Annotated in this window: 20 protein-coding genes; 8 read left to right on the plus strand and 12 right to left on the minus strand. The window is 39.8% G+C overall.

Annotated elements, in window-relative coordinates:
• Positions 1-184: 184 nt before the first annotated feature.
• The gene (locus tag HRT55_RS02860; RefSeq protein ID WP_291618670.1) at positions 185-2,653 is read left to right on the plus strand and encodes a prolyl oligopeptidase family serine peptidase; all 2,469 of its coding nucleotides are present in this window, start codon (positions 185-187) and stop codon (positions 2,651-2,653) included.
• A 181-nt stretch (positions 2,654-2,834) separates the two neighbouring features.
• On the opposite strand, the gene HRT55_RS02865 is transcribed toward HRT55_RS02860, so the two are convergent.
• The 8 genes from HRT55_RS02865 to HRT55_RS02900 all read right to left on the minus strand — a co-directional run bounded on the left by HRT55_RS02865 (position 2,835) and on the right by HRT55_RS02900 (position 12,139).
• Positions 2,835-3,548: a DUF3379 family protein gene (locus HRT55_RS02865; RefSeq protein WP_291618672.1), complete on the minus strand. Its 714-nt coding sequence runs from the start codon at positions 3,546-3,548 to the stop codon at positions 2,835-2,837.
• Complete coding sequence (locus HRT55_RS02870) at positions 3,541-4,056, minus strand: sigma-70 family RNA polymerase sigma factor (RefSeq protein ID WP_291618674.1); 516 nt, start codon at positions 4,054-4,056, stop codon at positions 3,541-3,543. Before HRT55_RS02870 ends, HRT55_RS02865 begins: the two co-directional genes overlap by 8 nt.
• Before the next feature lie 184 nt (positions 4,057-4,240).
• On the minus strand, positions 4,241-6,058 hold the full coding sequence (locus HRT55_RS02875) for a BatD family protein (RefSeq protein ID WP_291618676.1): 1,818 nt from the start codon (positions 6,056-6,058) through the stop codon (positions 4,241-4,243).
• Positions 6,052-8,151, minus strand: a complete 2,100-nt coding sequence (locus tag HRT55_RS02880) for a VWA domain-containing protein (RefSeq protein ID WP_291618678.1) — start codon at positions 8,149-8,151, stop codon at positions 6,052-6,054. The genes HRT55_RS02875 and HRT55_RS02880 overlap by 7 nt, the downstream gene beginning before the upstream one ends.
• Before the next feature lies 1 nt (position 8,152).
• A complete protein-coding gene (locus tag HRT55_RS02885) occupies positions 8,153-9,238 on the minus strand; it encodes a VWA domain-containing protein (protein ID WP_291618679.1) in 1,086 nt (361 codons plus the stop codon).
• The gene (locus HRT55_RS02890) at positions 9,235-9,801 is read right to left on the minus strand and encodes a DUF4381 domain-containing protein (protein WP_291618681.1); all 567 of its coding nucleotides are present in this window, start codon (positions 9,799-9,801) and stop codon (positions 9,235-9,237) included. The genes HRT55_RS02885 and HRT55_RS02890 overlap by 4 nt, the downstream gene beginning before the upstream one ends.
• Positions 9,801-10,931 (minus strand): DUF58 domain-containing protein, encoded by a 1,131-nt coding sequence (locus tag HRT55_RS02895; RefSeq protein WP_291618683.1) that lies wholly within the window; start codon positions 10,929-10,931, stop codon positions 9,801-9,803. Before HRT55_RS02895 ends, HRT55_RS02890 begins: the two co-directional genes overlap by 1 nt.
• A gap of 203 nt (positions 10,932-11,134) precedes the next feature.
• Positions 11,135-12,139 carry an AAA family ATPase gene (locus tag HRT55_RS02900; RefSeq protein WP_367240930.1) on the minus strand — a complete coding sequence of 335 codons (1,005 nt, stop codon included), beginning with the start codon at positions 12,137-12,139 and terminating at the stop codon, positions 11,135-11,137.
• Between the two features lie 392 nt (positions 12,140-12,531).
• On the opposite strand from HRT55_RS02900, the gene fadI reads away from it, so the two are divergent.
• Together fadI and fadJ are read left to right on the plus strand one after the other, a co-directional pair.
• On the plus strand, positions 12,532-13,839 hold the full coding sequence (gene fadI, locus HRT55_RS02905) for an acetyl-CoA C-acyltransferase FadI (RefSeq protein WP_291618686.1): 1,308 nt from the start codon (positions 12,532-12,534) through the stop codon (positions 13,837-13,839).
• A complete protein-coding gene (fadJ, locus tag HRT55_RS02910; protein WP_291618688.1) occupies positions 13,839-16,139 on the plus strand; it encodes a fatty acid oxidation complex subunit alpha FadJ in 2,301 nt (766 codons plus the stop codon). The genes fadI and fadJ overlap by 1 nt, the downstream gene beginning before the upstream one ends.
• A 151-nt stretch (positions 16,140-16,290) precedes the next feature.
• On the opposite strand, the gene HRT55_RS02915 is transcribed toward fadJ, so the two are convergent.
• Entirely contained in the window at positions 16,291-19,101 is a 2,811-nt protein-coding gene (locus tag HRT55_RS02915) for an insulinase family protein (RefSeq protein ID WP_291618690.1), read from the minus strand.
• Positions 19,102-19,386: 285 nt separating this feature from the next.
• Here HRT55_RS02915 and sixA point away from each other — a divergent pair, with 285 nt between their 5' ends.
• Positions 19,387-19,899: a phosphohistidine phosphatase SixA gene (gene sixA, locus HRT55_RS02920; RefSeq protein ID WP_291618692.1), complete on the plus strand. Its 513-nt coding sequence runs from the start codon at positions 19,387-19,389 to the stop codon at positions 19,897-19,899.
• 175 nt (positions 19,900-20,074) lie between these two features.
• Here sixA and smrB read toward each other — a convergent pair whose 3' ends face one another.
• A complete protein-coding gene (gene smrB, locus HRT55_RS02925; RefSeq protein ID WP_291618694.1) occupies positions 20,075-20,746 on the minus strand; it encodes an endonuclease SmrB in 672 nt (223 codons plus the stop codon).
• Positions 20,747-20,936: 190 nt separating this feature from the next.
• Between smrB and prmB the strand changes: the two genes are divergently transcribed.
• The 4 genes from prmB (at position 20,937) to HRT55_RS02945 (ending at position 25,348) form a co-directional block, all read left to right on the plus strand.
• On the plus strand, positions 20,937-21,878 hold the full coding sequence (gene prmB, locus HRT55_RS02930) for a 50S ribosomal protein L3 N(5)-glutamine methyltransferase (protein WP_291618695.1): 942 nt from the start codon (positions 20,937-20,939) through the stop codon (positions 21,876-21,878).
• Positions 21,879-22,016: 138 nt separating this feature from the next.
• Entirely contained in the window at positions 22,017-23,138 is a 1,122-nt protein-coding gene (aroC, locus tag HRT55_RS02935) for a chorismate synthase (RefSeq protein WP_291618698.1), read from the plus strand.
• A 551-nt stretch (positions 23,139-23,689) separates the two neighbouring features.
• Complete coding sequence (locus HRT55_RS02940; RefSeq protein WP_291618700.1) at positions 23,690-24,865, plus strand: MFS transporter; 1,176 nt, start codon at positions 23,690-23,692, stop codon at positions 24,863-24,865.
• An 81-nt stretch (positions 24,866-24,946) separates the two neighbouring features.
• Positions 24,947-25,348 (plus strand): rhodanese-like domain-containing protein, encoded by a 402-nt coding sequence (locus HRT55_RS02945; protein ID WP_291618702.1) that lies wholly within the window; start codon positions 24,947-24,949, stop codon positions 25,346-25,348.
• A gap of 87 nt (positions 25,349-25,435) precedes the next feature.
• Here the strand turns inward: HRT55_RS02945 and HRT55_RS02950 are convergent, their stop codons facing one another.
• On the minus strand, positions 25,436-25,804 hold the full coding sequence (locus HRT55_RS02950) for a VOC family protein (protein ID WP_291618704.1): 369 nt from the start codon (positions 25,802-25,804) through the stop codon (positions 25,436-25,438).
• 57 nt (positions 25,805-25,861) lie between these two features.
• Positions 25,862-26,239, minus strand: a complete 378-nt coding sequence (locus tag HRT55_RS02955) for a hypothetical protein (protein ID WP_291618706.1) — start codon at positions 26,237-26,239, stop codon at positions 25,862-25,864.

Consider the following 26,239-nt stretch of genomic DNA (forward strand, 5'->3'; position numbering starts at 1 on the left):
TTTACCATTTTTATAGCTTTTCGATTAGGATAGCGGGTTATAGCAAACTTAATTTAACATCACCTTACTTCACTTAATTTAATTTAATTTATTTTAATATAAGAGCAGAGCAGTCAAGGTGAGCGTTAACTTGGCACTATCCATTCATTCTTTAACAAAAGAACTTAACAAAAGAATTTATTTTATGAAAATACAACTCATTGCCGCAGCACTTAGTTTGTCATTAGCCGCTTGTACCAATACGCAGCTTAATGAGCAAGTTAACACCAGTGCGCCAGAGAAAGTTCAAGGCGCTGTTGCCACCAATGCCCAAGCAACAGACATCATTACTCTAGAACAAGTTATGGCAGACCCAGATTGGTTTGGTCGTGCACCAGAGTCATGGTATTGGGGCGATGATAGTAATACTGTTTATTATCAGCAAAAGCAATTAGGTAATCCATTACGTGATTTGTATTCCCTGGATCTGTCTAATAGTAACGAAACTGCCCAGGTAGCTTTGGCGAATAAACATAAAGTTGCCGATAAAAGTGCCTTGTTCAATCAAGCGCGCACACATAAAGTTTATACTTTTAACGGTGATGTTTTTGTAAAAACTCTTGCTACTAGCACGGTAAAACAGCTTACGTTTACCTCAAGTACTGAACGTAAGGCACTCTTTTTGACTAATGGCGATATTGCTTACCAAGTTGGTAACGTTTTTTATGCCCATAATTTACAAACAGGTCAAATTAAAGAATTGGCCAGTCTGAAAATGTCAGCTAAACCTGCTGGCGTAACAGAGCCAAAAAGCTATTTAGCTAAAGAGCAGCATAAGTTAATTGACTATATTGCTTTAGGGCACCGCAACAGTAAATTAGAACAATCGAAACAACAGCGCTTAGCTGCTGAAAATGCTTCGGTTAATGACAGTAAATTTTATTTTGGTAAAGATAATCGAATAGCTCATACTAGCCTTTCACCAGCGGGTGATAAGTTATTAGTAAGCATTACCTCGGCAAAGTCGAGCCGTGATAAAACCGATATAATGCCAAATTACATCACTAAAGATGGTGTTATTGCGGCTGAAAAAGTACGTGCTCGCGTAGCTAACAACAGACAATATCAAGAGCAACTTTTTATACTTGATTTAGTCACAGGTACTCAACAAGCTTTAAGCTATAGCAGCTTACCGGGTTTTGATGAAGATGTTTTAGCAAGTGTTAAAGCGGAAAATTATGCTCGTGAAGGTAAAAAATACCAGTCAGAGAAAAATGCCCGTAACATTCATGTGCTGCAAATGTACAACCCAATTAAGTGGAGCAACGACGGTCAATATTTAGCTGTTATGTTAGAAGCGTGGGACAACAAAACGCGTTGGTTAACCACGGTTGATTTTGATGATAACAAGTTGATGACACAGCATAAACTAGGTGACGAAGCTTGGATTAACTGGAGCTTTAATGAGTTTGGTTGGGTAAATATTGATGATAAAGCCAGTCTTTATTACTTATCAGAAGAGACGGGCTATTCTCATTTATACCTTAAAGGTTTAAACACTAAGGCTGTTAAGTTAACCGCGGGTAAGTTTGAAGTAAGTAATGTTACACCTACTAAAGATAACCAACGTTTCATCTTTAAAGCCAATAAAAAACACCCAGGTATCTATGAAATATACCAAGTGGATTTAGCTAAAAAGTTAACGGCATTGACTGATTTAGGTGGTAAAAATTCTTACGCAATCAGCCCCGATGAATCAAAACTGTTAATTGAGCATTCAACGGTAACTATGCCGCCAGAGCTGTATGTAAAAACCTTAGAGAGTATAAAGGGTACTGATGCAGCGAAAAGAATTACTCATACTGTGTCAAAAGCGTTTTTAGCTATGCCTTGGGCTGCACCTACGGTTGTTGCTATTCCTTCAAGTAAGCAAAAAGAGCCAATTTACTCAAAAGTATATTTACCTAAAAACTTTGATAAAACTGCAACTAAAAATCGTGCCGTTATGTTTACTCACGGTGCAGGATATTTACAAAATTCTCACTTAGGTTGGTCAGGCTATTTCCGTGAATATATGTTCCATTCCATGTTAGTTCAACAAGGTTATGTGGTCATTGATATGGATTACCGTGCCTCAGCAGGTTACGGCAGAGATTGGCGTACCGCGATATACCGTCATATGGGAAAACCTGAAGTAGAAGATATGCGAGACGGCGTTAATTGGCTTATTGAAAATGCCAATGTTGATGCCGACCGAATTGGCACTTATGGTGGCTCTTACGGTGGTTTCTTAACGCTAATGTCGCTATTTACCGACCCTGACTTATTTGCTTCAGGGGCTGCAATTCGCTTAGTGTCTGACTGGGCTTATTATAATCATGGTTATACTTCGAATATTTTAAATACGCCAGAAGATGATGCTATCGCCTATGAACGTAGTTCACCGATATACTTTGCTGAAGGCCTTAATAAGCCATTACTAATCAATGCGCCTATGGTTGATGATAATGTCTTTTTTGAAGATACTGTACGTTTAGTACAGCGCTTGATTGAACTTGAGAAAGAAAATTTTGAAACGGCTATTTACCCAGTTGAACCACATGGTTTTGTTCAGCCTAGCTCTTGGTTAGATGAATACCGCCGTATTTATAAGTTATTTGAAAACACCTTATAGACTTTTATTGGTGTTGTTGCTCTTAAGTCCTCAATGTGGAAGCACATTTGAGGACCAGGCAATTTAAACAAAAAAGCCCTGACATACTCTATATAAAGAGTATGTCAGGGCTTTTTTTTGCATCAATGTTTATGGGATATCATTTGAATTAATGCTTTGAGTAAATGTACCGGCTAGCTAATTAAATAGACCAAGATACAGTCGAACTAATGTTTTGCTGCCATTGTCCTAACGACTCATTCTTATCGGCAACGACAATAATATTACTGTGATTAAACTCCATCGAGCTGCCAAACAGTTTTTTGTCATTAAAGTCAGCGCTAAAGCTTAATTGTTCATTTTTAGGTACAATAAAGACAGTAACTGGACTGGTTTTACCTTGGTAAACCAAATGCAAACTTTTCATGCCATCAAATCGACAGTAATCAGCAAATATCAACTTACCCAATGTTCGGCTGAAGTTACCATCAAAGGTGGCCATTTTTTGGTTTAAGGCTGTTAAGCTCACTTGGTTAGTGGCATTGTTAGCAAAGCTGCCTTGCTCGTGATAAACATGGGCGAGGGCATAGTCGCCTAAATTAGTATAAGCACTAGAAAACTGCATAAAGTTAAGCATTAAGCCACCAACAATGGCAACAGACGCCGCTAGCGCTAGATGCACACGGGTTTTGCGTTTTTGTACCTGATGGCTTGCTAGGGTTTGACGTAAGATCAGTTTCTCGGATAAACCCTCTGGCACAGGTACTTGTAACGCCCGCATGATTTTTTCATCTAATTGACAAATATCTTGGGCAAATTGTCTTTTACTGGCATCGTTTTGCTGCGCGGCGATAGTGTCAGCATCTTGATTCTTGGGATCGGCATATATAGCGCGTCTAAATTGCAAATCATCCATTGTATATACCTCGCTTGACTGGCTCAGCTTCTAAAGCTTCTTTTAATTGGTTTCTGGCTCTAAATAAACGTGTCATCACAGTGTTCTTATTTAGATTTAACATGGTGGCAATATCTTCACCGCTAAAACCACCTAGTACTTGTAAAATTAACGGTTCAGAATATTCTGGCGGCAGTTGTGCTATTTTTTCTCTTAACCAGTAATTTTCAAGCTCTTGCTCTGTGGTAACTGATTTAGTATCGGTTATGTTTGCCTCTTCATACTCACTCATATCAAAACGCTTTCGTTCGAAACGTCGGGCATTTTCTCGTCGTAATATAGTGATCAACCATGGTTTGGCGGCTTTTTCATCTTTTAACGAATCAAGGGCTCGCCAAGCACGTAAAAAGGTTTCTTGCACCAAATCTTCAGCCACTTGTTTTTCGTGGCAGAGCCAATAGGCATAGCGGTATAAATCACCGTGTAGCGCCTTTACCAGCGCCTCATATCTAACTTGTTTTGTCATCATATGGTTATAGACCCTAGCAGGGGGAAGTTTATTTCAACGGTGAGTAATTATTTAACAATGAAGTTAATAAATATCCAGTGAGTTAAGGAAAATTTAATAGCTCACTGGATAAATTATAGTTAATGCAGAACTTTAACCGCTAAGTGTTAAAGGTAATTATTATAGCTTTTTTATAGGTATAAATTTAAGGATTAAGCGCTAATAACTGCTTGTTATTGCCTTTAGCACTTTGCTGTTTATGTACCGTTTGAATGGCGGTTAGTAAAGCCAGTCCCTGCCAAGAAGGCGCACCAGTTATTGCGCTTTTACCATAAAGGTGCTGCTGTAAATCATTCAGTGCTGTTGCAAAACTTTGTTCTTGCACAAATGCTTGCGCCTGAGCAATATTATTGATTTTCAATCCAGGTCTGTCACTGGCGAGTAATTGTCTTAGCCAGGGTAAGATCAACGTTAACGTTTGCTCAGCATTGTTTTTCTTACAGGCTGCCAGTAGGGCAAGGTAGTGGCTAGCAGAAGTATTTAAATGGCTGACATTACTCGATCCAGCTTGGTTATTCTTTTTACTGTTTTTCTTCAAATAAATAATATGAATAAGCCATGCCAAGCTCGTTAATAGCCATAAACTAAGAAAGAGCCATTGCCAGCGCTTATCTTGAATAGCGACCACACTCGCAGTAGGAGTCTGTCCAACTAGCGCTTTAGTGGGTAGGGTTGAGCTTTCGGCCATGCCAACAGTTTCGCGGTTGCTATTACTCAGCTCATTGTACTGATTGGCAGCAAAACTGCCTTCCGCGGCTTGTACCGAAATAGTTTGTGTTGGCAGGGTAGCTTGCTCTATTTTATTGGTAATAGTGTTAAACCAAGTAATGCTCATAGCCGGTAAAAGAAAGTCTCCCGCCGAACTTGGCACTAAGGCAAAATTTTGTACTTTTTGACTGACTAAGCGGTTATTGCTGAGGTTGGCATGAAGCTCAGCTTGATCAGGATAAACCTTCATACCACGACTACTTTGCATTTCAAGCTTTGGTAGTTGTGCTTTGGAAAGTCCAGCAGCTGTTAGGGTAATGGTGCGGGTAATCGGCTCACCAACAGTAAATGAGTCATTACCTGTTTGCCATTCTTGATGCAGAGTCAGTATGTCAGTAGGTAACCATGGTGTGTTAGTTGGGTAGTTGGCAGGTATAGGTAACACAGTTAAGGTAAGTTCATCGCCTACAATACTGACCGGTTTGGTTTGAGCGAAGCTTAAGAAACTCGAACGGCGCTTAGAGGCTTGTAATATGTCACCGGAAAATAACGGTGCTGTTAAAGTAAATTCACCACTTTGCTCAGGAGTAATGGCATAATTTTGCTCTATTACCCGGTAACGTTTACCGTTGATAATGCTATCAGACTGCTTGTCTTGGCCTATTTTCTCAATAGTTGCACCGGTTAAACTTGGCTCAGTTAAGTTGCCACTTTTAAGATCAACCGCAAAATGTAGCTTTATGGATAGGGTTAATAACTGCTGTACATAAACTTCGTCGCTAGATAACTTACTGGTGACAAAAATATCAGCTTGTTTGTCGTTACTAGCATCATTAGCTGCGATAACTGTCAACTCAACGGGCTCACTTTGTCTATTTTCAACCCTAAGGGCAGGGATAATAAATTCACCTGCACGACGAGCAATCAAAATTATTTGCCACTTGGTTATACGGCTGGTTTTAAAATTTAGCATACTGGTTTGTGAACTAACTGATGTTTGACCGACAATAAAGTCGTTAAGCAAGGGACTGGTATCTAAAGCATTACGACCGACATCGTCATCAGCAATAACTGTTAATAATATTGATTCATTGATCATCGCGGGATTTTTATCAATGGTGGCGGTAACTTTTGATAATGCGTAAGCATTATTACTTAACAAGAATGTTGCCATAAACAATAGCGCGAGCATTAGGCTCGGTAAAATAGCAGAGGGCTGCTTAGCTGTTAAATGCCTTGAATAATTTTTTACCACTTTTTAGTTACTCCTTGAGGCGAACCCTCATGTCGGCGCTTTTGATATTCTAGGCGCATTTTATTTCGTAATAATAAATAAGGGTCGTCAGTGACCTTATTTAATAATTGTTGATGTTTTTGTTCAGTTTCTTGTGCTTTGTTATCGCTGGCTTGCTGCGCTAGCGATTTTTCATCGCCGGGTTTGTCCTGCTCATCGGCTTCGGCCTTAGCTTGTTTAGCCTGCTCTTCTCGGGCTTCTTGTTCTTTTTGCTCTTGCTGCTTGGCATCTTGAGACTGTTTATCTTGCTGTTCGCCTTCTTTGTCTTGTTGATTGTTTTGTTGTTGCTCATCTGGTTTTTGATCACTTTGGGACTGATCTTGAGATTGTTTTTGACCATCCTGACTTTGCTGGTTTTCTTGATTATCTTTCTGCTCTTGCTGATCACCCTCAGATTGCTCTTCAGAGTCCTGACCATCTTGAGACTGCTGTTCTTGCTGCTTTTTCAGCGCTTCGAGTTGCGCTAAGTTATCTTTGGCATCAGTTAAGTTAGGATCTTTTGCCAATGCCTTTTTATAAGCGTCAATGGCCTCATCAATTTTTTGCAACTGTGCTAGTGAATTCCCCTGGTTATAAAAGGCTTGCGCGTTATCACTTTGTTTAAAGGCTTGTAGTGCTTGTTCATAGTCACCGGCTTTATAATGCGCACTGCCTTGCCATTGACTATCTTCAAATTGTCCAGCGGCTTGTTGATAGTCTTTTTGTTGGTAATGTTGTTGACCTTGTTGGTCTGAGGTTTGCCATAAGTCTCGCCAAAATTGACCCGCTCCACTGGTAGCTGTAGCTGCTTTGGCGTTAGTCGATGTCTCAGAGCTTGAACTTGTAGGGTCTTGGTTTAGTGTGGCCTCAGCAGCATAACTGGTCGGGCTGAAGCTTGTTAAGCTAAATACTAAGGTCAGTGGCATAAGCCAGCTAATAGCTAGGATACTGCTGCCGCGGCGAAAATAGCTTAATAGCAGTGGCAGTATGATGATGAGTAACCAAGGGCCTTGTTCTTGGTATTGGTCACCTAGCAATGCTTGTTTACTTTTGTCAGAATTTTGCTGTTCGCTTGAATTTTGTGAGTTAATATTATCTTCTAGGCTAGTACTTAAATGAGCCGTCAGTGCTTTAATATCCGTGTCATCATTGGTCATCGTATGATAAACCCCTCGGCTACGCTGAGAAATCGCCGCCAATCTGCCTTCGGGTAATTTGGGAATTACGATAGCGCCTTTATGATCTTTGAGTAACTTACCACTGCTCAGTTTTATTGGCGCGCCATTTTTACTACCGACACCTAAAATATTCACTTTATGGTTGTTGTCATTGGCCCAATCATAAATATCTGACATTTCCTCATTATCAATATCATCGGTGAACCAATAAATATCACCACTAATATGACCCGCATTTTTCAGGGTTTGATCGGCTAAGATTAATGCTGCTAAAGCATTGGCGCCATGTACCGGCATAATGTCAGGTGACAGTGAGGGTAACAATAACTCGATGTTTTTAATATCTTGCGTTAATGGACTGATAATAAAGGCATCACCGGCATAAGCGATTAAACCAATATCCCCTTCGCTAATTTCTTTTAGTAAATCGAAAGCTTTATAGCGAGCACGGGTTAGTCTATTGGGTTTCACATCTGTAGCGTACATAGAGTAAGACATATCCATGATAAGCACAGCGCCACGCTCTAGTTGATAAACCGGCTGGGGCAATTTTTGCCAAGCAGGCCCAGCTAAAGCGAAAATAATACAGCTGCCGATAATTACCGGTTTTAGCCAATAACGTTTTTGTGATGGGGTCACGGCAGTTGCTTGGCTGTGTGAATTTTCCAATAAAGCATTAGCTAAATGTGCAGGTAAAAAGTGCTGCCAAGGGGATTGGTAATAACGAATCTTTTTCAGCAGAAATAACACTAAAAATAACGCTAAAAAAGCGAATAACCACCAAGGTCGAATAAAGTGAAAGTTATTGACCATCGCTTCGAAGCTAAGGCTATTTAAGGTAAAGTCGCTAGTTAATTGGCTTACATCTGTTAATAAGTTAGTTGCTTGTGCAGACATATTATTTACCTCCCCCAGCGTAGGAATTTACTTTAGTATCATTTTCACCTGTGCTTTTACTTGTGCGCTTACCTGTAAATAAAAAGCTAGAAAATAAAGAATGGGGTATTAAAAAACTAAAATGTAAGCTGAGTAAATAAACAAAACACACGAGTGCTGCTAAGGCGAGCGGCCAATAGTATAAAGCGCTTAAGGGCCGCATTTGTTGCTGATCTTGCTCAACAGGCTCTAGCTTATCTAACAAACTATATATTTCACTCATGCCTTGACTATCACGGGCACGAAAATATTGCCCGCCGGTTTCTTTAGCGATATTGGCTAAGCTTTGCTCGTCTAAATCACTTGAAGGATTAATACGTTGGGTACCCCAAAGTGATTGCTGCAACATGCTATCGGCGCCAATACCGACAGTGTAAATAGTGATGCCTTTAGCAATGGCTAATTCTAATGCTTGCTCTGGAGTTATTTTTCCTGCGGTATTTTGACCATCGGTTAATAATAATAAAACTTTGTTAGACTCTTGTTTGGTATCAAAGCGTTTAACGGCAAGCGCGATGGCGTCACCAATGGCTGTTTTTCTGCCAACGAGGTTAAGTTCACTTTCATCGAGCATTTGTTTGACCGTTTTTCTATCAAAGGTCATCGGCGTCTGCATATAGGCATCATCGGCAAATAAGATTAAACCAAGGCGATCACTAACGCGGCGCTCGATAAAATCGCCCAGAACGACTTTAAGCATTTGTAAACGATTGACATTACGGCCATTAAGATTCATGTCCTCTATTTCCATACTGCCGGAAAGATCAACGGCAATCATCATTTCACGGCCTTCGCTCGGTATATCAATTGCTTCACCAAGCCATTGTGGGCGACTAATCGCCATAATTAGTAATATCCAGCAGATTGATAAAACGATTAATGGTGCTTTACCTTTTTGCTGATCGCTCACCGCTTTGCTTGAGACATTAATGAGCGTCGGCATGATCAGTGCGCTTTGTTGATTAGCACTTTTTTTAGCGGGGAAAAAATAGATAACTAGTGGCAGAGGCAGTAGGGCAAATAACCAGGGCCAAGCAAAACTTATCATGCGCTTAACTCCTTGGTTTTATTTACCAGCTCAGTTTTATTAGCCGCTTGATTTTTATCAATAGGCAGTGCATAAGTGAGCCATAATTTAGTGGCTTGTCGACAAGCTAGGTCAATATCTGCGTTGGGTTCTTGCTGCGCTTGATATTGTCCTTGAAAAGCTGGCGTGCTTAACTCGATAAAGTTTACTTGGTATTTTTGCGGTAATTGCTGCATTAAAAAACCTTGAAAATTATCACCATACAATTTCGCTAATTGTTGGCGACTGAAATACTGCATAGCTGTGCATTTTAATAAGCTAATACATTCTTTTGAGCTCAGTGTTTGATTGCTGGCAAGAACGGCGAGTGCTTGATTTTTATTGGCATTTAAACGTTTCTTTTGTTTAAATTTTTTAAAAGACCAAAAGGCCGCGATCAGGATAAGCGCGAGCAATAACCACCAACCCGGTGCGATTGGCAAATTAGTGACTTGCTCTGGCACATGAATATCGTGCAACTGTAATTGTACGGCTTGATCAGGTGCAGATTGGCCTATTGGCGTCGAAGCGTTAGCAATAGCCATTATAAAGCAACCCCACTGTGTTTTAATTGCTGTTCAAGGGAGGCGCCGGCGCTGAAGTGAATTACCCGGGCTCCTGTTGATTGTAATAGCAACTGCATTTCTTCAACCTGTTTAAGGGCCTGCTGCTGGTATTGCTCTGCTGTGTTGCTATCACCTAAGGTTAATTGTTGGCGATTAATGCCATCAGTCAGCGTTACCGCTAGTTTCATAGTACTCTCTGGTAGCGCTTGCTCTAGGGGATCACTAATTAAACACACCACTAATTCACAATGCTGACTAATTTGACTCAGGTGTCGTAAAGCATGTGGGCAATTTTTTTTATCTCTAAGCGCATAACCATCGGTGATCAAATAAACCAGTGAGCCGGGTTTAGCAAGGTGGCGTAATCGAGCACAGTGCTGATCGAAGTTATGATTTTTCTGGTTGTCATTAACGGCTTTATCTTCTATTTTATTCTCGGCTTGATTCTGGACTTCACTCTGGACTTCACTTTGGCCTTGGCTCAGGTCTTGTGCAGCGCTTACTTTACTCGCCGTAGTTTCAACAGCCGTTGCTTTTTTTTGATTATTTAACGTCGTTAAAGCATGTAAATAATGCAGCACACCGGCTTTACGACTACGGGGCTTTAATTCAATATGCTGTTCATCACGAAACACTAAGCCACCTATACGATCACCACGACTTTTTGCATGCCAAGCAACGAGTGCCGCTAAATGGGCAGCTTGTACCGATTTAAACAGCAGTTTGCTACCAAAATGCATATTTTGGCTTAAATCTGTGGCCACCAGTACTGGTCTTTCAATTTCTTCACGAAAAAGTTTAGTGTGCGTTTTGCCTGTTCGTGCCGTCACGCGCCAGTCAATGGCACGAACGTCATCACCGATTTGGTAATGACGTACTTCGTCAAACTCCATGCCGCGGCCTTTACTGCGCGACAAGTAATTACCCGCTTGTTTACCGTGAATATTCTTTTTACCCACCAAGTCAATCAAGCGACTTTTACTTTGATACTGTAATAGCTCCTGCATAGATAAATCTATACCGTTAGTAAACAAACTCGCCAGTAACGATTGCTCAGAATTCTGATTGAGGTTATTTTCAGAAGATTTTTTTTGCCGATTGAACCACATAAGGTAACTCTATTTAATACTATTTTTTAAAAGTTAAGACTTAACAGTTAATATTTAACTTTTAGGATTAAGCGTTAAGGTTTAACAGTTAATATTTAACTTTTAGGATTAAGCGTTAAGGTTTAACAGCTAAAGTTTAACAATTAACGTTAACTGCGATTATTTGGGTTGCGAAGCAACAGCAACCCAAGTTTAAAGTGGAGTTAAGCAACTGCAACTAAAGTTAAAATATGGTCAAGTACTTGATTGGTGGTAATTCCCTCTGCTTCAGCTTGATAGCTAAGTATAATTCTATGTCTTAGAACATTGTGCAGCACCGCCTGAATATCTTCAGGGCTAACAAAATCTCGATTATGTAACCAAGCACGAGCGCGTGAACAACGATCAAGGGCAATAGTGGCACGCGGGCTAGCGCCGTACGCTAACCAAGTACTTAACTTATCATCATATTTTTTAGGCTGGCGGGTAGCGATAATTAAATCAACGATATAGTTCTCTAGAGCAGGCGCCATATGTATATTTAGCACTTGTTCGCGCGCTGAAAATATTTCGCTTTGACTTAATACCCGTAAGCTCTTTTCTTTTTCTGCTCTATCTTCAACACTTGATGAATCATTACCGTGATTAGCATTTGATTTTAACGCTTCACCACGATTGAGTTTAAGGATTTCTAGCTCGGCTTGTGCGTCAGGGTAACCAATTTCAATGTGCATCAAGAAACGATCTAATTGCGCTTCCGGTAACGGGTAAGTACCTTCTTGCTCAATGGGGTTTTGTGTTGCCATCACTAAAAATAAATCAGGTAATTTATATGTTTTACGACCTACGGTGATTTGTCCCTCGCCCATCGCTTCTAATAAAGCCGATTGTACTTTGGCTGGCGCACGGTTAATTTCATCGGCAAGTACTAAGTTTTGAAACAAAGGACCGGGCTGAAAGACAAAAGTACCATCTTCTGGTCGATAAATATCGGTACCAGTTAAATCTGCTGGTAATAAATCAGGCGTAAACTGAATACGATGAAAGTCAGCTTCTAATCCTTGCGCTAAGGCATTTACTGCGCGAGTTTTTGCCAAACCGGGCGGACCTTCAACAATTAAGTGGCCATTAGCCAGAAGGGCAATCAGCAAATTTTCAACTAACGCTTCTTGACCAATGATTTGTGAAGATAAATGTTGTTTTAACGTAGAAAAATGTTCAATTGCCATACGGATAAATTCTTTTAATATGCTGTGGTAAAGAGAAACTTAGTAATAACTTGGCTTTATAACTCCTTAAGAGTACATTTTTAGTTGGCCGTTATACTAAGGGAAAAATTAATATATATTAAGCTAGTATTTTATATAAGGTTTTTATGAAAGAAAACAAGTAATAAGTAACAAAATTTTAATGGCTATAAATATCAGCCAAGTGTAAAAAGGCTTATTTGTCTTAGTTGATTTCAGGTAATGATTGAATTTTTTCGCTAGTTAGTTAAAATCAAGGGAGTTTCAGGAGGTCAGACCTCTTGGGTTTTAATAATACCAATTGGACTAAGTTATCAATAAATTAGTTCAATTGGTATAAATAACATTACAACAGAGTGTATGTGGAGTAATAAATGACAATAAGAAAACTAACAACCTCGACCGGTGAGCGCATAGCAATTGTTGCTGGCTTGCGTACTCCGTTTGCTAAACAGGCAACGGCTTTTCATGGTGTACCAGCAGTTGACTTGGGGAAAATCGTTGTTAACGAATTATTGCAAAAACACGACATTGACCCAGGCATCATTGACCAACTGGTATTTGGTCAAGTAGTACAAATGCCGGAAGCGCCAAACATTGCCCGCGAAATTGTTTTGGGTACCGGTATGAACGTAAGAACCGATGCTTATAGTGTATCTCGCGCCTGTGCGACTAGTTTTCAATCAACGGTTAATGTTGCTGAGTCTATTATGGCTGGCCATGTCGATGTTGGTATTGCTGGCGGCGCCGATTCTTCTTCAGTAGCGCCAATAGGTGTTTCTAAAAGACTTGCCCGCACATTAGTGGACTTGACCAAAGCCAGAAGTTTTGGACAAAAACTTTCATTGCTTAGCCGCCTTGGCCTAAAAGATTTATTACCAGTATCTCCTGCAGTAGCAGAGTACTCTACTGGTATCTCAATGGGACAAACCGCAGAACAAATGGCGAAAACCTATAATATATCACGTGCAGATCAAGATGCTTTAGCACATAGATCACATACCTTAGCGACAAAAAGCTGGCAAGAAGGTAAGTTAGCCGGTGAAGTAATGGCTACCCATGTGGAGCCTTATAAAAAATTTATTGATAAAGATAACTGTATTCGAGAAAACTCTGTTCTAGAAAGTTATGCTAAATTAAAGCCAGTATTTGATCGTAAACATGGCACAGTGACAGCAGCAACAAGTACGCCGTTAACCGATGGTGGTGCCGCTATTTTATTAATGCGTGAAGGAAGAGCTAAAGAACTAGGTTATAAACCATTAGGTTATATTCGTAGTTTTGGTTTTTCAGCTATCGATGTATGGCAAGACATGTTGATGGGACCAAGTTATGCTACACCAATCGCTTTGGCGCGTGCAGGTATGAATTTAGCTGACCTAGATTTAATTGAAATGCATGAAGCCTTTGCCGCTCAAGCGTTAGCGAATATGAAAATGTTTGGCAGTACCAAATTTGCTAAAGAACACCTTGGCCGTGATAAAGCCATTGGTGATATTGATATGGATAAGTTTAATGTTATGGGCGGCTCGCTTGCTTATGGTCATCCATTTGCAGCAACGGGCGCTAGACTAATTACCCAAACACTTAATGAATTAAATCGCCGTGGTGGTGGAGTTGGTTTGACAACAGCTTGTGCAGCCGGTGGTTTAGGCGCAGCAATGATTGTGGAGACAGATTAATGACTGAAAAGACAAATTTAAACTCAGATTCAAGCTCTGATTCAAGTTCAGATGCAAAGAATAGTGAACAAATTACCGAAGTAAACACTGAAGCGACCAGTAATGGCAATGCTACCTCTACAGAATCAACGGTAAGTGCCTTTACTTTAGTGCGTCACGATAATGGTATCGCCCATTTGGTGATTGATGTTATCGGCGAAAGTGTTAATACACTGAAAACAGAATTTGCAGAGCAAATTGATGCGGTATTAGCTGAAATTAAAGCCGATAAAACCATTACCGGTATCGTGCTATGTAGCGGTAAAAAAGGTTCTTTTGTTGCCGGCGCTGATATTAATATGCTTGACGCTTGTCAAAGCCGTGAAGAAGTTGTCGCCTTGTCTCGTCAAGGACAACGTATCTTTGCTTTGCTAGAGCAATTTCCTATCCCTATTGTTGCTGCTATTGACGGTACCTGTTTAGGTGGCGGCTTAGAGCTTGCTATGGCGTGTCATGCTAGGGTTTGTAGCGATAATATCAAAACAGCCTTGGGTTTACCTGAAGTGCAATTAGGCTTGTTACCTGGTAGCGGCGGTACGCAACGTTTACCTAAGTTAGTTGGCTTACAAAAAGCTTTAGATATGATGCTTACCGGTAAACAATTACGTGCGAAACAAGCGCTAAAATCGGGCTTAGTTGACGATGTTGTGCCAAGTAGTGTTTTGCTGCATGTTGCTGAGCAACTGGCTATATCAATACATCAACGCGGTAAAAAGAGCGTTAAGCGTAAACAAGGCTTAATGGAGAAATTGTTAGAGAATAATAGCGTTGGCCGTAATATTGTTTATCAACAAGCACAAAAAACGGTACTTGCCAAAACCCAAGGGAATTATCCTGCACCGATTAAAATTATTGACTGTATTCGTACCGGTATCGAAAATTCCGCTGAAAGTGGTTATAAATTAGAAGCAGAGCATTTTGCCGATTTGGTAATGAGCGATGAATCTGCGCAACTACGTCAGTTGTTTTTTGCTACCACAGCAATGAAAAAAGAGCAGGGCGTTGCTGATGTTATGTCAGAGAAAATGAACAAAGTGGGTGTGCTTGGTGGTGGTTTAATGGGTGGTGGTATTGCTTTTGTCACCGCGACTAAAGCGAATGTACCTGTACGCGTTAAAGATATTAACCACAAGGGTATTAGCCAAGCATTAAAATACAGCTATCAATTATTAAATAAAAAAGTTAAACGTCGCTTTTTACTTAACAGTGAAATGCAAAAACAGTTAGCTATGATCACGGGTAGTGTTGATTATACTGGCTTTAAAGCCCTTGATATTGTGGTTGAAGCGGTTTTTGAAGACTTAACCTTAAAGCAAGATATGGTAGCTGAAGTTGAAAAACACAGTCATGAGAAAACTATTTTTGCCAGTAACACTTCTAGCTTACCGATAGGCAATATTGCCGCTAAGGCCAAGCGTCCTGAAAATGTTATCGGTCTGCATTACTTTTCACCGGTTGATAAAATGCCGTTGGTGGAAATAATTCCTCATGATAAAACCTCAGATCAAACTATCTCAAACACGGTAGCGTTTGCCAAAAAACAGGGTAAAACGCCTATTGTTGTTAAAGATAAAGCCGGGTTTTATGTTAACCGTATTTTAGCGCCTTATATGAATGAAGCCGCTATTTTACTGCTTGATGGTGAGCCGGTTGATAAAATTGATAAAGCCTTAGTAAAATTTGGTTTCCCTGTTGGTCCTATGCAGTTACTTGATGAAGTTGGTATTGATGTTGGCGCTAAAATAGGGCCAATTTTACAGGCCGACTTAGGTGATCGTTTTGCCGCACCGGCGGCCTTTGATAAATTACTTGCCGATGGTCGTTTAGGTAAAAAAGTGAAGAAAGGCTTTTATTTATATCAAAAGCAAACCTTCGCACAAACCTTACAAAATACCCTTAAAGGTATTAAGCCTGGACAAAAGCAGGTAGATGAAACTATCTATGGCTTATTAAACATTAAGCCGGCGGGAAGTTTATCAGCGACGGAAATTAGCAAACGTTGTACTTATATGATGCTAAATGAAGCAGCACGCTGTGTTGATGAAGGCATAGTGCGCAATGCTAGAGATGGTGATATTGGCGCTATTTTCGGCATAGGCTTTCCACCATTTTTAGGTGGACCGCTACGCTATATTGATAAGATTGGTGCTAAGTCAGTTGTTGCACAATTAAGTCAGTGGGCCGAGCAACATGGCGAACGTTATAGCCCATGTCAGGCGTTAGTGACTATGGCTGAAAATGATCAAAGCTACTACGGCTAAGGTTAAGCTAAATAAGCTTCGCTTGCTTTAGGTTTATAACTGAAGAAAAAAGTAAAGGCTGTAGAGTATTGTTGAACCTAAGAGTTCGACCGTGCTCAACAGCCTTTTTTATTTGGCTGTTACTACCTTGGTCTCAGGAGCTAATTGCCCTTTAGAACTTGATCGGACAGGCTTTAATAAAGGCTGCAATATCCGTTATTATCTCACCTTTTGGTTTATTTTCTTGTTGCAGCAAGTCGCTTTGTGAATACAGAACAAACCTATCGGGCTGACAAGCACTGACTAAACTATTTTTCACAAAGCTTTTAACTTGCGCTAGGGTTAAGTCCAATACGGCCTGCAGTAAATTTTCTTTTTGTTGAAACTCTTCATCTTTATTGCAAATTGCTGCCCAAAAGCGTTGGCTTTTAATGCGTAAATTGTGATCTTTTTCTTGTAATTGACTCGATAAACCTTGAAGCAAATGTTGCCATTGCTCGCTGCTAATATCATCGAGCACGTTAATGCTGTCACTGATAAATTCATCCATGGCTTTTGCTAAGGTAAATGCATCACAATGGGGCGATTGGATATAAAAAGCGATACCTGGGTAGCGATTGATAGGCACATAACCGACACCGACTAAATAGCCATATTGTTTTTCGGTGCGCATTTGTTGAAAAAACAACGGTGATAAAATATGGCTGGTGATCATCGCCAGTGCGACAGTGCTATCGTCTTTATGCTCAAAGGCAGTATAAACGACACTCGCATGGTCGTGTTCAGGTAAGGTTATGGGTAACAGCAGTGTTTGCTTGGCCTTAATATCAGTTACAGGGCATTCAATAGCATGTTTTTTATTAACATTGCCTTGAAAAGCCTGTTCAATGGTCGTGCATAATTGTTGTGCATGGGAATTTAGCCAATTGCCATGAATAAGCACCTCTATCGTTACTTGCTCAAACAATTGTGCACTGAAGTCTTGATATTGACTGAAACTCACCTGACTAAGCGCCTGGCCCAGTGCTTTACTTGCCGGGTTATTGGGTTGCATAACTGAGCTTAAGGTTGCAAACAGTTGTGAAATTGATTTACTTTTATCACTGTTTTGCCAATATTTTACCAGCTGTTGTTTTAATAAATTAAAATGTGCTTCCGTCACTTGATGGCTTTTTAATCGTTGTAATAATTTGCTTAACAGCAAGTGCTGATTTTCACTATAGCCTGATAATTGCAGCGTTACGCCACCTTGATGGGCGTACAGATGATAATGAATACCGGCCAACTCTGCGTCATAATTTTCTTCAATGACAGTATCGGTATATAAATCGACAAATAAACGTGTCATAGCAATATTGGCGACACTAGCAACCACGAAAGGCGAGTCGATACCAATATATAAATAACCTTTGGGTACTTTGAAGGTTCTATCTTGTTTATACCAAGCGACGAAACCATTTTTATTGACTACTTTCTCAGGAATATTTGCTTTTGCTGCCGCTGTATCAAGATGTTGCTCACTGGGATAAATAGCTGGCGCTTCAACAATGTAAGGATTGGCACTAGGTAAGTATAAACCTTGAATATGTGGGGCGTTGCTCGCTTGAATATCTCGCCAAGTTGATAATTGTTGTTTAGATATAGGGCTGACATGGTAAGGCACTTGGTACCAAAAGCTATGCTGTGAAAAATTATTTTTCTGGCTAACATGCATCAGTCGCATATTATCGACATTTAAATAGCGCAGTAATTTTTTGATGTTTTCTTGTGACATACCAGACATGACATAATCACCAAAAATATAATCGTCTTCAGGGTAATGCTGCATGTTGATGACTAGTTGACTTACACTGTCTAGCGGACGCATTTTTTCATGGTAGATAAAGGCTAAGTTTGTTATTTTTTGTTTTTCTTGATAATAATACTCAGCAATTTCATTATTTTTTAGCAAAGCAATATAAGCCAATACTATGTCGATCACTTCATTAAGGTGGACTTCACCTAATTCTGTTAAGGCAATGCTGATATTAAAGTCTTTAAAGTTCGAGCCATTGATACCTGAGCCGGCAGTTAATGCTAGTGCCCACTGATGTTTTTTAAGCAATGATAAAGCACTGCCTTCACCTTCATGTCCTATCAGATAAGCAAGTATCGACTCGGGTTTGTCTTGATAATATTGGTCAATACTTTCCATGGCAAAACTGATAATAAGTTGATGATCGTTTTTAACGGGACAAACATTGATTTTAATCTTTTGCTGCTTAGGTAAATATAACGGCTGTTCAATTTTAGCCAGTGGCGCATCGGCAGCTTTTATTTCACCAAAAAGTTGCTCAGCAATATTTTTAAGCTCGCTCAAATCTTGCGGCCCTTCGAGCGCTAAAGTCATGTACTGAGCACGATAATATTGCTGGAAAAATGCTTGTACTTCGTGGCTAATATTTTGTCCGTCTCGATCGGCTAAAGTATCAAGGTTACCCACCGAAAACTGCGAAAAAGGGTGTCTAGGGTTAACGGTATCTTTATGCACATCGTATAAACGTCTGATGTCATCTTTTAATTTTAAGGTAAATTCGGCATCAATATTTTCACGCTCTTTAACAACAAAATCATCGGCTAATAAAGGTGCGATAAAAAACTCGCTAAAACGCTCTAGTGCCGCGGTGAAGTGTATCGCGGTGATATCGAAGAAAAAACAGGTATGTTCAGTGCCCGTCCACGCATTATGGTTACCACCATGCTGGCTAATAAATTTTTGATACTCACTGCCATCAGGAAAAGTCTTTGTTCCTAAAAAAAGCATATGCTCTAAAAAATGCGCTAAACCTTGTCTATCTTTTGGATCATTAAAGTGACCAACATTTACCGCTAAGGCAGCAGCCGATTTAGCGGTTTCATCATTATGGATAAGCAAGACCCGTAAACCATTGTTTAGAGTAATTGCTTGATATTGTTTTAAATCATTGGGACTTTGCTTCAACACTAAGGCTCCTAAGAACACTTTAAACAGCAAAGCGTATGACGGGAATATGGATAGTTTATGAATTTAACAGGGAGATAAAGCAATCCCTTAATCACTTAAAGGAATAAAAAAAACCTATTTATTCTTAACTGTTGTTACTAAAACGAGTTCATTTCTATTACTATAGCCGCAAAAATAACTCAGACTCAATACTTTAGCTGATAAAATTTGTAAAAAAAGCTAAAAATTTAATTTAGTCACGAACATTATTTGCCAAGTAATCTACGAAGTAAGGCGAGAAAATTAATGCAACTTTTTATAATGCGTCATGGTGAAGCTCAAAATTTTGTTGAGCAGGGAAGTCGTGATGACAGTCAAAGAGCGTTGACCACACAAGGTAAGCTAGAAGCGAAAATGATGGCGAACTGGTTGCAAAAAATGAAAATTAAGCCAAAACAAGTCTTTGTTAGCCCTTATATTAGAGCCCAACAAACTTGTGCCATAGCATGCTCAATGATGGAAACGACAATTACTACGCTGGATTTTATTACCCCGTCAGGTGACGCTAAACAAGTGCATGACTTTATTGATGGTTGGTGTAGTGAGCAGCAAGCATTAACTGTGCAGCAATCAGAGCTAAAGCAAGAGAGCCTATTAATTATTGCTCATATGCCTTTAGTGAGCTATTTAGTGGCGCAATTAACCCAATTTGAGCATGCGCCTATTTTTGCCACCGCAGGTATTGCCCATATAGATTATGATATTGATACCATGCAAGGACAGTTGCTCTCTATGGTGTCGCCACTAGACCTTTGTTAACTGTCAGCTATTAGGTTATGAGAGCCATACCCCTTGCCGTACGTTAATGAACCGCGCGAGGCAGTCTTTTACAGGCTTATCTTTGATGGCTTGCTTTATTAACTTGGCGTTGCAGCTAAGTTAATAAAGGAAATATGGCAAGGTAATCCCTAAAGCTAGTTATTTGAAGAGTGTATTAGCCTCGATTAAACTTATCTTTTAATTCGATTAACGCCAATATAGCGCCATTGCCACCCCATTCTAATGGGGCTTGGTGAAAAGCCATAACATCAGGGTGTTGTACCAACCAATGTGGTACTTTATTTTTTAAAATATGAGAGCCTATGCCATGAACTATACATATACATTGGGCGTGTTCCTTTTGGCAAGCATAGAGCAGGGCAGCGAGTTCTTTTTTCGCTTGGTGCTGATCTAAGCCGTGTAAATCAAGAATTAAGTCGGGCCTATAATGGCCACGGCGCAAATTTTTCACTTCAAAACTATCAACACCCTCGCGTACATATTTCATTGGGCCTTGTTTGTTCAGGTTAGGCTCGAATTCATCGGAAAAATGAAATTGCGCAATGGCTTGATTTGCCTTGTTATCCCCTTGGTCATTTTTTAGGGAAGTGTTAGACTTGTGGCCACTTTGTATTAACCGAACTGTGTCGTTGACTAACGGCTTAACTTGACTGACAACATCAGCAAAAAGTTGCTTATCATCGCATTGCGGCTCTTTAATTCGCTCAGCAGATTTTTGCTGATTGACACTTTTCGCACTGGCTTCGTTATTCGCACGCAGCTTAGCTTTTATGGTCGAGAGTTTGGTTTTTAAGGCTTTGTTTTTCATCCGCGCAGTGTAATACATATCAATTAATCTTGATATAGCGTTATCAAGACACTAATAGCAAAGTAATAAGCCAACAATACAAAATTAAATAATCGCTCAAACGCAGGTAATGAAGCAAGTTTTAACAAGAGCTAAAAAGCCCTGTATGACACAAATATAAATCCTCCATGAAGATACTTCTGGAGGGATAGCAGATAAGGAAAATAATGTGAGTAATACCGATTTTGAAGATATCACCGAGCAGCTACACACCATTGCGGACTATTGTCGTTATGGCGCAAGCTTATTTAATCAAGCCGAGCTGTTTTATGGCCATGGCAGTGACAATGCTTTAAGTGAAGCATTTACCTTAGTGATGTTTGCACTATCTTTGTCTGAGGATATGAGTGATGAGGTGATGAACTGCCGCTTACTCAAGCAAGAGAAGCAAAACATTCTGGCACTCTTTCAGCAACGTGTTGACACACAACAACCGGTAGCTTACATCACCAATCTTGCTTATTTTGCACGATTACCTTTTTACGTGGATGAACGTGTTTTAGTGCCACGTTCGCCTATTGGTGAATTGATTGAAAATCACTTTGCTCCCTATTTTAGTGAGCAAAAGTCACCACAAAGAATACTCGATTTGTGTACTGGTAGTGGTTGTATTGCTATTGCCTGCGCCAGTTATTTTCCCGAAGCAGAAGTCGATGCCGTTGATTTATCCATTGATGCTTTAGATGTAGCGCAACTTAATATTGAAAATCATGGTTTAAGTGAACAAGTTATTCCAATTCAATCTGATGTTTTCTCTGGGGTTGTTGGCCAAAAATATGATTTAATTGTCACGAACCCGCCCTATGTTGATCAGGAAGATATTGATAGCCTGCCGGCGGAGTTTACCCATGAACCAGAAATGGGCTTAGGCTGTGGTGAAGATGGTTTAGATATTGTGCGAGTAATATTGGCCGAGAGTGCCCTGCATCTCAATGATGATGGCATACTAATTTGCGAAGTTGGTAACTCACAATATCATGTCGAAGCACTTTATCCAGAAGTAGATTTTACGTGGTTAAGCTTTGAACGTGGTGGTCACGGTGTCTTTACTTTAAACAAAGCGCAGTTAGAAAAACATGCGGAATTATTTATTGCCGCTGTCATCAATTAGCAATATGGCAGTAGTAAATTCAGCGATGAAGCAGCCCTATGCCAAACTGAAAACTATTTATTAAATAATATAATAGTAAGAATAAACTAGAGAGAAATAGTCAAATCTCTCCAACAAATTAATAGGCGGTAATGTTAAATGTCAGGTAATACCTTCGGAAAATTATTCACAGTGACATCATTTGGCGAAAGTCATGGTTTAGGTCTAGGCGCAATTATCGATGGTTGCCCACCTGGGCTTGAGTTATCTGAAGCTGATTTACAAATTGATTTAGACAGACGTCGTCCAGGTACCTCGCGTTACACCACGGCGCGAAGAGAAGCCGATGTTGTGAAAATTCTGTCTGGTGTATTTGAAGGAAAAACTACCGGCACGCCCATTGGTTTAATGATTGAAAATACCGACCAACGCTCAAAAGATTATGGCAATATTGCCCAAAGCTTCCGCCCAGGTCATGCAGACTATACCTATTGGCAAAAGTACGGTTTACGTGATTATCGTGGTGGTGGTCGCTCTTCTGCCCGTGAAACCGCTATGCGTGTTGCTGCTGGCGCAGTGGCAAAAAAATATTTAGCCGAAAAATTTGGTATGACCATTCAAGCTTGTGTTACCCAAATTGGTGATATTGTTGCTGGTGGTCCAAATGGCACGCCGTTTGATGTTAATGCGGTTGATTGGCAAAGCGTTGAAGAAAACCCATTTTTCTTCCCTGATAACACTAAACTTGAGCAACTTGATGAGCACCTTAGGGCTATCATCAAAGCGAAAGACTCTATTGGCGCTAAAGTGACGGTTGTTGCAACTAATGTTCCAGTTGGTCTTGGCGAGCCAATTTTTGACCGATTAGATGCTGAGATTGCCCATGGTTTAATGAGCATTAATGCGGTAAAAGGTGTTGAAGTAGGTGATGGCTTTGCCGTAGTAAATCAAAAAGGCTCAGAGCACAGAGATGAGCTTACTCCAGAAGGTTTTTCAAGCAATCATGCTGGTGGTATTCTTGGGGGGATTTCTTCAGGACAGCAGATCATCGCGCATTTAGCACTTAAACCAACGTCAAGTATTGGCGTTAGTGGTAAGACCGTTGATTTAACTGGCGAAGCGACTGATATCATTACTAAAGGTCGTCATGATCCTTGTGTCGGAATTCGTGCAGTGCCCATTGCTGAAGCAATGTTAGCACTAACGCTAATGGATCATTTTTTACGTCATCGCGGACAAAATGCTGATGTGCAATGTAGTACACCTAACATTGAAGCATAAAGCGTATTCTGTGTATTGGTAAAGTTAACTGAAAAGCGTTAGCTTTACGACAGTAGCAATTTTAAGGCAGAGTCAATGTAATAGCATTGACTCTGCCTTATTTGTATTAGTGTTGAAAAAAGTAAGGCACTGAAAGACAGGATACCTATACCCGTTACCATTCAAAGTTCTCGATTTCAGTGGGAATTCAAATGACTTTAGGCAAGGAGAAGAAGGTAAACATAGTTATTCTATATTTTTGTTCTTTAACACCGCATAAAGTCATTTAAAACCCATCGCAGAAGCGCTTGAGCAACATCACTTCATCGTTACATCAATTTGAAATGACGCTACATGGATGTAGCCTATTAGAGAATGCAGGAGCATATTCTCCTGAATAACCATGGCTACATTGACATGCCTTGAATTGAAATTGCTCAAGCACTCTGAAACATGCATCTTGAATGGTAACGGGTATATATTACTAATTGAGATAATTAACTAGCATTTATCGATAGCTAATTGATAAAATATTGAAAACCTAATTATCACTCATCATAAGGCTCTCACTTTTGGCACATCTTAATATGGTGTTTGTACGATTATCATCAAGTTACTTTTTTTATTTCGCGCTACTTGGTTTAATTTCACCTTTTTTAGCAATATTTCTCGACGGTAAAGGCTTTAACTCACGCCAAGTAGGTGAAATTCTTGCCATCATTACCGCAACTAAAATTATTGCACCTAGTGTGTGGGCAATCCTTGCCGATAAAACGGGCAAACCACTACTCATCATTCGCCTTGGGGCCTTTTTAGCATTATTGAGTTTCAGTGTGCTTTTTTGGGTAAATCATTACTGGCCAATTATTTTTTCTTTAGCGCTATTTACTTTATTTTGGACGGCGATATTACCGCAATTAGAAGTACACACGCTCAACTCAATACGCCACAGTAATAAAATATATGCTCGGGTGCGATTATGGGGCAGCCTCGGTTTTATTGCTTTAGCAATTATTGCTGGTGAAGTGATGAGTGCGTTTGGTTATCAAACCTTTACCCATATTGGTATGGTTATATTAGTGGGCTTATTCTGCTCTACCTTGATGCTAACGTTGGGTAAGGAAGCAAGCTCCACCAAGAAAAAGCTTAATGAGAACGATGCCATTTTATCCAGACTAACAGATCGGCGTTTTATCAGCTTTTTCATTGCGGGGTTATTGCTGCAAGTAAGTTTTGCTCCTTATTATGGTTTTTTCGCCTTATTCCTACGTGACTTACACTATTCAGGTTTAACCATAGGTTTAATTATAGCTCTTGGCGTCGTTGCTGAAGTTGTTGCTTTTATCTATATGGGATCACTGTTCAAACGTTTTGCTCTAAACAGTTTACTGGTCTTTAGTTTAGCGATAACGGGCGTACGCTGGATATTGATACCCGAAGTTGCTGACTCAGTATTATGGCTATGCATCATTCAATTAAGTCACGCGGCGAGTTTTGCGATATACCACAGTGCCAGCATGCAATTTATTTCGACGCACTTTAGCAAAACACAACAAAGCCGAGGGCAAGGCTTTTATTTAGGTGGTGTTTATGGCATTGGCGGCGCAGTGGGCGCTTATGTTACCGGGATATTATGGTTAGATGGCTTAGGGACGAGTAATACTTTTGTTATGGCTGGGCTTAGTGCTTTGTTGGGTGCTATCATTATGATATTCAGTAAGAAAAAATCGAGTTCGATCTTTAGCTAAGTATATTTTCAGTATAGTGTTGTTATCATATTATTTTAAACATAACTAAAGACATAGCTAATAATAAGAGAAGGAAATTATATGAAAAATTCATTTGTGAGCAAAACGGTTGCTGTGATGTTACTGGCTCTGGCATTAATAGTTCCTGCACAAGTAACAGCAAAAGATATTAGCCAAGCGCAATTACAGCAAATTATGCAAAGTGAGCAGCAAGTGATATTACTTGATGTTAGAACGGTAGATGAATTTGTAGCAGGACATATACCCAATGCAGTAAACATTCCTCATAAAGAACTTGCAGCACGCTTAGCCGAGCTCTCAGGGGCTAAAAATAGCCAAATAGTTATTTATTGTCGTTCAGGCAGAAGAGCCGAAGTGGCTAAGCAAGTATTAGTAATAAATGGCTTTGCTCAGCTAGATCATTTAACTGGTGATTTCAATGAATGGACCAGTAGTGGCTTACCTATCAGTACTGGAAACTAAACGTTTACAGAAAAACTAGATAACTTAAGAGCCACTTTATCTACTTCTAGGTAAGAAGCTAAGTGGCTTTTCAGATTTTAAATGAAGCTAAGCAATATATGCTTTAACGGGTGACCAAACAGCTAATTCGTTACCACTAGGCTCAGTAAAATGAAAACGTCGCCCGCCAGGGAAAGAAAAAATACCCTGGCTGATAATGCCTCCAGCTTTTTTAACGCGTTGCTCGGTGATTTCTAAATCATCACTAAGTATCACCAATAAACAAGCCCCATTTGCAGTGCTTGATACTAATTCAGATAAAAAGAAGCCACCTTCAATGCCGGAATTGCTAAAGGCAGTATACTCGTCGCCATAATCAATAAAAGACCAAGCGAAGGCCTGTTCAAAGAACGCTTTTGTAGCGGGGATGTTTTTTGCGGGCAACTCTACGTAGTTAATCATTTCTCGCTGTGTCATAACATACCTCCTAACTTCTATTACTATAGACCAGTGCTTATATGAAAAGCGCAGGCCTTACTTTTTATTGATAGTGGCAATAGAGTCGAAGTCATTTATATCAACCATGACTTCTAATGCTCTAAAGTACTTAATTATCCGTTTTGGATAGAGAAAGTAGCCCTTATAGCGGCAAATTTTAGTTCTTAATAAAATAAAGGTTAATAAGGCTGCGTAAGTAACATATAAAAGCACAGCCGATATGATTAGGCTTGAGGTGAGAAATTTGAAAGACAGCATAAAAGCACCAATACCGACAATAAATGATAATACCTTATGCTGCTTCGTTTTAGGGTAAGCATGAAATTGAAAATAATCGATACGATTGATATACCAAGAGCCGGTTTTAGAGCCAGACTCATTCAGGTATTTATTTTCTCTAAATTTCTTTTGCAT

Source organism: Colwellia sp. (assembly GCF_013214175.1).
GTDB lineage: Bacteria > Pseudomonadota > Gammaproteobacteria > Enterobacterales > Alteromonadaceae > Colwellia.

What these genes read in the sequence shown, in the direction of transcription:
- HRT55_RS02860 (WP_291618670.1), top strand. Translation starts at nt 185, where the DNA reads ATGAAAATACAACTCATTGCCGCAGCACTTAGTTTGTCATTAGCCGCT.
- HRT55_RS02865 (WP_291618672.1), bottom strand. Translation starts at nt 3,548, where the DNA reads ATGGATGATTTGCAATTTAGACGCGCTATATATGCCGATCCCAAGAAT.
- HRT55_RS02870 (WP_291618674.1), bottom strand. Translation starts at nt 4,056, where the DNA reads ATGATGACAAAACAAGTTAGATATGAGGCGCTGGTAAAGGCGCTACAC.
- HRT55_RS02880 (WP_291618678.1), bottom strand. Translation starts at nt 8,151, where the DNA reads ATGTCTGCACAAGCAACTAACTTATTAACAGATGTAAGCCAATTAACT.
- HRT55_RS02885 (WP_291618679.1), bottom strand. Translation starts at nt 9,238, where the DNA reads ATGATAAGTTTTGCTTGGCCCTGGTTATTTGCCCTACTGCCTCTGCCA.
- HRT55_RS02890 (WP_291618681.1), bottom strand. Translation starts at nt 9,801, where the DNA reads ATGGCTATTGCTAACGCTTCGACGCCAATAGGCCAATCTGCACCTGAT.
- HRT55_RS02895 (WP_291618683.1), bottom strand. Translation starts at nt 10,931, where the DNA reads ATGTGGTTCAATCGGCAAAAAAAATCTTCTGAAAATAACCTCAATCAG.
- HRT55_RS02900 (WP_367240930.1), bottom strand. Translation starts at nt 12,139, where the DNA reads ATGGCAATTGAACATTTTTCTACGTTAAAACAACATTTATCTTCACAA.
- fadI (WP_291618686.1), top strand. Translation starts at nt 12,532, where the DNA reads ATGACAATAAGAAAACTAACAACCTCGACCGGTGAGCGCATAGCAATT.
- fadJ (WP_291618688.1), top strand. Translation starts at nt 13,839, where the DNA reads ATGACTGAAAAGACAAATTTAAACTCAGATTCAAGCTCTGATTCAAGT.
- sixA (WP_291618692.1), top strand. Translation starts at nt 19,387, where the DNA reads ATGCAACTTTTTATAATGCGTCATGGTGAAGCTCAAAATTTTGTTGAG.
- smrB (WP_291618694.1), bottom strand. Translation starts at nt 20,746, where the DNA reads ATGTATTACACTGCGCGGATGAAAAACAAAGCCTTAAAAACCAAACTC.
- aroC (WP_291618698.1), top strand. Translation starts at nt 22,017, where the DNA reads ATGTCAGGTAATACCTTCGGAAAATTATTCACAGTGACATCATTTGGC.
- HRT55_RS02945 (WP_291618702.1), top strand. Translation starts at nt 24,947, where the DNA reads ATGAAAAATTCATTTGTGAGCAAAACGGTTGCTGTGATGTTACTGGCT.
- HRT55_RS02950 (WP_291618704.1), bottom strand. Translation starts at nt 25,804, where the DNA reads ATGACACAGCGAGAAATGATTAACTACGTAGAGTTGCCCGCAAAAAAC.
- HRT55_RS02955 (WP_291618706.1), bottom strand. Translation starts at nt 26,239, where the DNA reads ATGCAAAAGAAATTTAGAGAAAATAAATACCTGAATGAGTCTGGCTCT.